The 7393-nt window shown below is 69.0% G+C and carries 7 protein-coding genes; 1 reads left to right on the top strand and 6 read right to left on the bottom strand.

Annotated features, from left to right (window positions below; genetic code table 11):
* Positions 1 to 487 (top strand): phosphotransferase family protein (locus tag ABD844_RS12105; protein ID WP_344876097.1); only part of this gene is annotated, 487 nt, incomplete at its 5' end.
* On the opposite strand, the gene ABD844_RS12110 is transcribed toward ABD844_RS12105, so the two are convergent.
* The 6 genes from ABD844_RS12110 to ABD844_RS12135 form a co-directional block, all read right to left on the bottom strand.
* Complete coding sequence (locus ABD844_RS12110) at positions 484 to 1011, bottom strand: carboxymuconolactone decarboxylase family protein (RefSeq protein ID WP_344876099.1); 528 nt, start codon at positions 1009 to 1011, stop codon at positions 484 to 486. The genes ABD844_RS12105 and ABD844_RS12110 overlap by 4 nt on opposite strands.
* Before the next feature lie 104 nt (positions 1012 to 1115).
* Positions 1116 to 2624, bottom strand: coding sequence for a glycoside hydrolase family 13 protein (locus ABD844_RS12115; protein ID WP_344876101.1), 1509 nt, complete (start codon positions 2622 to 2624; stop codon positions 1116 to 1118).
* A gap of 3 nt (positions 2625 to 2627) precedes the next feature.
* Positions 2628 to 3557: a carbohydrate ABC transporter permease gene (locus ABD844_RS12120; protein ID WP_344876103.1), complete on the bottom strand. Its 930-nt coding sequence runs from the start codon at positions 3555 to 3557 to the stop codon at positions 2628 to 2630.
* Positions 3554 to 4414, bottom strand: coding sequence for a carbohydrate ABC transporter permease (locus ABD844_RS12125; RefSeq protein ID WP_344876105.1), 861 nt, complete (start codon positions 4412 to 4414; stop codon positions 3554 to 3556). The genes ABD844_RS12120 and ABD844_RS12125 overlap by 4 nt, the downstream gene beginning before the upstream one ends.
* Before the next feature lie 11 nt (positions 4415 to 4425).
* Positions 4426 to 5778, bottom strand: coding sequence for an ABC transporter substrate-binding protein (locus tag ABD844_RS12130; protein ID WP_344876107.1), 1353 nt, complete (start codon positions 5776 to 5778; stop codon positions 4426 to 4428).
* A 335-nt stretch (positions 5779 to 6113) separates the two neighbouring features.
* Positions 6114 to 7130: a LacI family DNA-binding transcriptional regulator gene (locus ABD844_RS12135; protein ID WP_344876109.1), complete on the bottom strand. Its 1017-nt coding sequence runs from the start codon at positions 7128 to 7130 to the stop codon at positions 6114 to 6116.
* Positions 7131 to 7393: the final 263 nt, after the last annotated feature.

The raw sequence follows: 7393 nt of genomic DNA on the forward strand, positions 1-7393 counted from the left end.
CCAACGGGCCCGCCGAGGTGCCCGGCGTCATCGGCGCGCTGGCCGGGGCCGTCGCGCTGGCCGCGGAGCACGCGTGCTGGCCCGCCTGCGCGAGGCGCACGCCGCCCTGGCCGAGCGGCTCACCGACGGAGGCAGTCTTGGCGGCGCGGGCGGGAGGCAGGCCGTGCACGGTGACGCCCATCCGGGCAACCTGCTCGCCACCCCCGCCGGGCTGCTCTGGAACGACTTCGAGGAGTGCATGAGCGCGCCCGTGGAGTGGGATCTGGCGTGCCTGCTCCGTACGACGCGGCTCGACGGGCGGGCGGCCGTGCGCGCGTACGGGGTCGATCCGGACGATCCCCGGCTGAGCGAGTTCGTGGCGGCCCGCGGGCTGCAGGGCACGCTCTGGGTGCTGGCCAGGGCGCTGTGCTTCCCCTCCGAGGCGGCCAGGGCGCGGGCCGCGCTGGAGACGTGGTCGCGCGACCCCAGCGGCAGGACCCGAGCCTAGACCCGGAAGACGCGGAGCTGGAGCGCGAGCGTCGCGTAGTAGCCGACCAGCGTGGTCAGCTCGAACAGGGCCCGCTCTCCGAGCAGGGCGTATTCGTCGTCGCCCAGGTCGCCCTCGGTCACCAGCGCGCGGGTCACGGCGTGCACCGCGGCCTCGGCCGGGTCGTCGAGGTGCGGGGGCGTGCCGTCGCGCAGCGCCTGGAGCTGGTCGTCGGTGAAGCCCAGGTCGCGGGCGATCGGCTCGTGGGCCGCCCGTTCGAACGCGCTGTCGTGGTGCCCGGCCACGACCAGGATCGCCAGCTCCCGCGCCCGGTCGGTGAGCGACGAGCGGTAGCGGACGGCCGCCCCCAGCTCCTGGAGCGGGTGGCCGACGGGCGGGCTGAGGAGCATCGCGTTGAACGGCCCGGTGAGCCCACCCGCCGCGTCGACCATGAACCGGCCGCGCGGCCCGGAGGTGATCTCGTCGTAGAGGGCTCGGGCCTCGGGGTCGAGGTCGTGCGGGGGCGTTCTGCGCAGCCGTGCCATCTGGTGATCGTAACCCTCGCCAGGGCGCGGCTGACCGTGACGTGCACGCCGTGAACGGCCGCCGCCCCGAGCGGAGCAGGTCCGGCTCGGGGCGGCGGAGTCTGTCAGACCAGCCAGGCCGTGGTGTCGGAGGGCAGCAGGCCGTCCTCGATCGGCCCGCTGGCCAGCACGACCTCGCCCGCGGGCAGCGGCACCGGGTCGGCGCCCAGGTTCGTGACGGAGGTCAGGCCGGAGTCGCGGGTGAACGCGAGGACCTCCTCACCCAGCGGGAGCCAGGTCAGCGTCCCGTCGCCGAGCCGCTCCCTGCGGATGGCCAGGCCAGAGCGGTAGAGGTTGAGCATCGAGCCCAGATCCGTACGCTGCGCCTCGGCCGTCAGCTTGCGCCAGCCCTCCGGCTGCGGCAGCCACGGCGTGCCCGTGCCGAAGCCGAACGGCGGCTCCTCGCCCGACCACGGCAGCGGGATGCGGCAGCCGTCGCGGCCCGGGTTCTCGCCGCCCGAGCGGGCGTACATCGGGTCCTGGCGCACCTCGTTCGGCAGGTCCTCGACCTCCGGCAGGCCCAGCTCCTCGCCCTGGTAGACGTAGACCGAGCCGGGCAGCGCCATGGCCAGCAGCGCCGCCGCACGCGCCCGGCGGTAGCCCAGCTCCAGGTCGGAGGGGGTGCCGTGGAGGCGCCCGCCGTGCGCGAACGTGCTGTCGGCCCGACCGTAGCGGGTGACCGGCCTGGTCACGTCGTGGTTGGACAGCACCCACGTGGGCGGGGCGCCGACGGGAGTGTGCGTGGACAGCGTCAGGTCGATGGACCTGCGCAGGTCGCGCGGGTCCCAGGCGCAGGACAGGAAGTCGAAGTTGAAGGCCGTGTGCAGCTCGTCAGGACGCAGGTAGCGTGCGAAACGCTCCTGATCGGGGAGCCAGACCTCCCCGATCAGGACGCGCTCGCCATACTCGTCGGCCACCTCGCGCCACCGGCGGTAGACGTCGTGGACCTCGTCGAGGTCTTCGTACGCGGTGTCGGACTTGATCAGCAGCGCCGCCGAGTCGATGCGGACGCCGTCCACGCCGCGCTCGAACCAGAAGCGCAGCACGTCCTCGAACTCCTGGTGCACCTCCGGGTTGGCCCAGTTGAGGTCGGGCTGCTCGGGGGCGAACAGGTGCAGGTACCACTGGCCGTCGGGGACCTGGGACCAGGCGGAGCCGCCGAAGATCGACTGCCAGTCGTTGAGCGGCTCGTCGGCGAACCAGAACCGGTCGCGCGCGGCCGGGTTCTCCAGGGCCTCCTTGAACCACTCGCTCTCCGTGGAGCTGTGGTTGGGGACGACGTCGATGATGACCTTGATGTCGAGCTCGTGCGCCTCCTCGATGAACCGCTCGGCCTCGCCCAGCGTGCCGAACACCGGCTCGATGTCGCGGTAGTCGGCCACGTCGTAGCCGCCGTCGGCCATCGGTGACGGATACCACGGGTTGAGCCAGATGGCGTCGATCCCGAGCTCTTTCAGGTACGGCAGGCGGGAGCGCAGGCCGGCGAGATCGCCGGCGCCGTCGCCGTTCCCGTCGGCGAAACTACGCAGGTAGACCTGGTAGATCGCGGCCCCCCGCCACCACGTTTGCGACATGCGCTATCCCTTAATGCTTCCGGCGGTGAGTCCCGCCATGATGTGCCGTTGGAAGATGAAGAAAACGATGATCATGGGGATGCTGGTGATCAGCAGGCCGCCCATGACCTGGTTCTGGGTGACGGCCCCGGCCGTCTGCGACAGTCCCACGCTGATCGTCATCTTGTCGCTGTCGGTCATGACCAGCAGCGGCCAGACGAAGTCCTTGAACGACGTGACGATCGTGAAGATGGAGACCACACCCAGGATGGGCCTGGAGATCGGCAGGACCACCGAGCGGAGCACGCGTACCGGCCCCGCCCCGTCGATCTGCGCGGCCTCGATCAGCTCCCGGGGTATCGAGTCGAAGAAGCGCTTGAGCAGGAAGATGTTGAACCCGTTGGCCGCCGCGGGCAGCCACAGCGCCCACGGGTTGTTGAGCAGGCCCAGGTCCACGACCGTGACGTACAGCGGGATCAGAATGACCATCGCCGGGATCATCAGGGTCGCCAGCATCAGGCCGAGGATGACGTTGCCGAACATCGGCCGCAGCTTCGACAGCGCGTACGCCGCCGACACGTCCACGGCCATGCACACGGCCCAGCCGCCCAGCGAGTAGTACGCGGTGTTCACCAGCAGCGTGCCGATGTCGAACAGGTCCCACGCCTCGAAGAACGCGTCCGGCGTCGGATTCGCCGGCACCAGCGTGGGCGGCATCTGCGCCAGTTCCTCCGGCGTCTTGAGCGCGCCGGTCGCCATCCAGTACAGCGGGAAGACGAAGGCCAGGGTGAAGACCACGAGGACCGTGGCCAGCACGAGCCAGTAGATGCGCCGGCCCCACCTGCTGTTGAGCTGATGAGGGGAGACGATCGTCCTGAACTGCACCTCGATCGGCTTAGGCGCCCTCTTCCTGGCCCGCTTCCCGGTGGCCGCGCCGGCCCCGACGGAGATCACGCCTTGTCCTCCCTGGTCAGCCTGAGCTGGAATGCGGCGAAGACGAGCAGCACGATCATCAGCATCATGCCGAGCGCCCCCGCAGAGCCGTAGTCCTGCAGCGTGAACGCGTTCTGGAACATCAGGTACGCGACCGTGACCGTCGCGTTCTCCGGTCCGCCGCCGGTCAGCATGTACGGCTCGATGAACACCTGCATCGTCGCCACGATCTGCAGCATCAGCATGAGCAGCAGGATCAGCCGGGTCTGCGGGATCGTGACGTGCCTGATCCGCTTGAAGATCCCGGCGCCGTCCAGCTCCGCGGCCTCGTACAGCTCGGGCGGGATGTTCTGCAGCGCGGCCAGGTAGATCAGCGTCGCGCTGCCCATGTTCATCCAGGTCGAGACGATGACCAGGGAGATCAGGGCGGTGGACGAGCTGTCGAGCCAGGCCAGCGGAGCCAGGCCGAAGAAGTCGAGCACCTGGTTGAACAGCCCGGGCCCCGGGTCGAAGAACCACCTGAACAGCAGCACTGCCACGATCGGCGGCAGCATGACCGGCAGGTAGACCACGAACCGCAGGTAGGCCCGGGCGTGGCGCAGCTCGTTCAGGACGAGCGCGACGACGAACGGCACGACATAGCCGCACACCAGTGCGAGGAACGTGAACTCCAGGGTGTTCAGCCAAGCCTCGCTGAAGGCGGGGTCGAGGATGGCCGTCTTGAAGTTGTCCAGCCCCACCCAGGTCGGCTCGTTGATCAGGTCGGTCTTCTGGAAGCTCAGAATGAACTCCCTGACCATCGGATACCAGGCGAACACCGCGAAGCAGAACAGCGCCGCGCACAAGAACCCGTAGGCCGTCAGATTGCGCCTCAACATCTGCATTGAGGTCAGCCCTTGGCCGCCAGCACCGAGTTGGCCTTGGTCTCGGCATCCGTCAGCAACTCGTCGATGTTGGCGTCCTTTCGGCTCAGGACGCCCGACATGGCCACGTCGAGGATGGCGTACAGCTCCTGGGCGTACAGCGGCTCGGCCTTCGGCGGGATGGTGCCGGCGGCCTGGACGTAGGAGTCGTAGTTCGTGACCGGCAGGGAGGCGTTCTTGACCCGGTCGGCCTGGATGGCCTGACCGGTCGCCGAGTCACCGAAGACGGCGTTGTCCGGCACGCCGACGGGGTTGCCGATGCTCTTGCCGCGGGCGAAGTCGAAGCGGCCCTTGCCGACGGTGTTGAAGCGGAAGTCGACCCACTCCAGCGCGGCCTTCGCCTCCTCCGGCGTCGCCTTCGGGTTGATCATGAACGCTTCGCCGCCGCTCAGCGACGCCTTGGCCTCGGGGAAGCCGGTGATGCCGTAGTCGTCGACCTTGCCCTTGAACTTGTTCACCACGTCGGTGACCACGTCGGGCGCGCCCAGCATCATGCCGACCTTGCCGCTGCCCATCGCCACCATGAGCGACTCCCAGCCGACCAGCAGCTTGGTGCCCATGCTGTTGTCCACCCAGCGCATGTCGTGCAGCGTCTGGAGAACGGCCTTGCCCTCGGGCGAGTTGAACGCGGCCTTCTTGTTGTCGGGGGTCAGGATGTCACCGCCGCGACCGTAGATGGCCTGCGTGAAGTGCCAGCCGCCGGTGTTGCCGCCGGAGTACTCGCCGTAGCCGACGTACCCGGTGCCCAGGGCGGCGATCTTCTTGGCGGCCTCGCGAACCTCGGCCCAGGTCTTGGGCGGGTTGTTGGGGTCGAGCCCGGCCTGGGTGAACAGGGCCCGGTTGTAGACCAGGCCAACGCTGTAGTGGACGTTGGGGATGCCGTAGACCTTGCCGTCCTTGGTGACCAGCTCCTTGTGGTCGGCGCGCAGGTCGTTCCAGTTCTTGATCGAGCTGGTGTACGGCGTGATGTCCAGGGCCTGGCCCTTGGAGATCACGTCGTTGTAGTTGGTCACGGGCACCACGAAGGCCGTCTCCATCTGCCCGCCGGCCAGCTTGGGGCCGAACGTCTTGGGGTCGAAGCACGGCTGCTGGTCGGTGCTCTTGACCGTCACGCCAGGGTGTTCCTTCATGAACGTGGCCACGTCGTCGTCCCACGCCTGACGCTCCTTCGGCGCGGACTTCGCCGGCTGGCAGGCCACCGTGATCGTCACGGCCTTGGCACCACTGGCGGAGGGGGTGGCGGGCTCGCCGCCCGAGCCGCACGCGGTGGCCGTGAGGCTCAGCGCGGTTACGAGCAGGAGTCCGGTGGATCTCTGCATGGTCTGACCCTTCTAGATGCGAGGTGCCCACACCATAGGATCCTCGACCTTGGTGCGCAATATTTCGACTTCATATTGCAAGATAACGACTGCGTTACGTCCAGCGTGCCCGGCGCCGCGGCCGTACGTGGCCGGGGTCTGCCGAGGTCGGAGGGGGGTCGTCGCCCGCACTCGCACCTTACGTGCCCGTGACCGCCTCCGAACAGCGACGACCCCGGCTTCCGCGCACGTCACCGTGCGGGCGGAAACCGGGGCCTGGAGGGAACTGGGGCGAGGTCAGGGGCCGGAGTCAGGGGCCGGAGTCAAGGACCAGGGGTGGAGGTCAGGGGTGGAGGTCAGGAGCGGGCGCGGGTGGTGGAGGCGCGGACGACGAGCTCCGGTTCGAAGAGCAGTTCGTCGGCCGGCACGACCGCCTTGTCGATCTGCGCCACGAGCAGGTCGACCGCGGCCCGCCCCATCGCGTCTATCGGCTGGCGGACCGTCGTCAGCGGCGGCTCGGTGCAGTTCATCAGGGCCGAGTCGTCGAAGCCGATGACCGAGATGTCGTCGGGGACGGTGAGCCCGGCCCTGCGGGCCGCGCGCACGGTGCCGAGGGCGAGCAGGTCGCTGGCGCAGATCACCCCGGTGACCCCGCGCTTGACCAGCCGCGCCGCCGCCGCGTGCCCGCCCTCCAGCGAGAACATCGTGTGCTCCACGAACGTGGCGTCCCCGCCCGCCGCCTGGAACGTCTCCAGCTTGCGGCGCGACGGCATGTGGTCCTTGGGCCCGAGCACCATGCCGATCTTCTCGTGCCCGAGCGCGCGCAGGTGGGCGACGGCCATCTCGGCGGCCACCACGTCGTCGCACGAGACCTGGGGGAAGTCGAGGTGCCGGACGGCGGCGTTGACGAGCACCGTGGGCAGCTTGCGCTCGTGCAGCAGCTCGTAGTGGCCGTGGGAGGCGTCGGCCTGGGCGTACAGGCCGCCGGCGAAGACCACGCCGCTGACCTGTTGCTGGAGGAGCAGGTCCACGTAGTCGGCCTCGGAGACGCCGCCCACGGTGCGGGTGCACAGCACCGACGTGAAGCCCTGCTGGGCCAGCGCGCCGCCGACCACTTCCGCGAAGGCGGGGAAGATCGGGTTCTGCAGTTCGGGGAGCACCAGGCCGACCAGCCGGGCCCGGTCGCCGCGCAATTGGGTAGGGCGTTCGTAGCCGAGTACGTCGAGCGCCGTCAGCACCGCCTCGCGGGTCGCGTCGGACACCCCGGGCTTGCCGTTGAGCACGCGGCTCACGGTCGCCTCGCTCACCCCGACCTTCTTGGCCACCTCTGCGAGTCGTCGTGTCATGCGCAAACTATACGACCATTCGCGCAAGCGCTTGCAATGGCTTACGTCGATAGGACGTCGGGCCTTGCGTCGCCCTCACGGCGGGCTTCATCCCCGTCAGCCCCCTCTGACCAGCGCATCGAGGCACTGCTGTACATACGGTGTCAGTAGATTGTTTGCGAAATGTCGTCGAAATATTGCGGCTATCTGCTCGACATCTTATGGTTCGGCCATCCCCCTTACCCGAAGGGCCACCCCCCATGAGAGCACTGTTAGCCGCCCTGACCTTACTCATCGGAGTCCTCGCCGCT

The organism is Nonomuraea antimicrobica (assembly GCF_039536965.1).
Classification (GTDB): domain Bacteria; phylum Actinomycetota; class Actinomycetes; order Streptosporangiales; family Streptosporangiaceae; genus Nonomuraea; species Nonomuraea antimicrobica.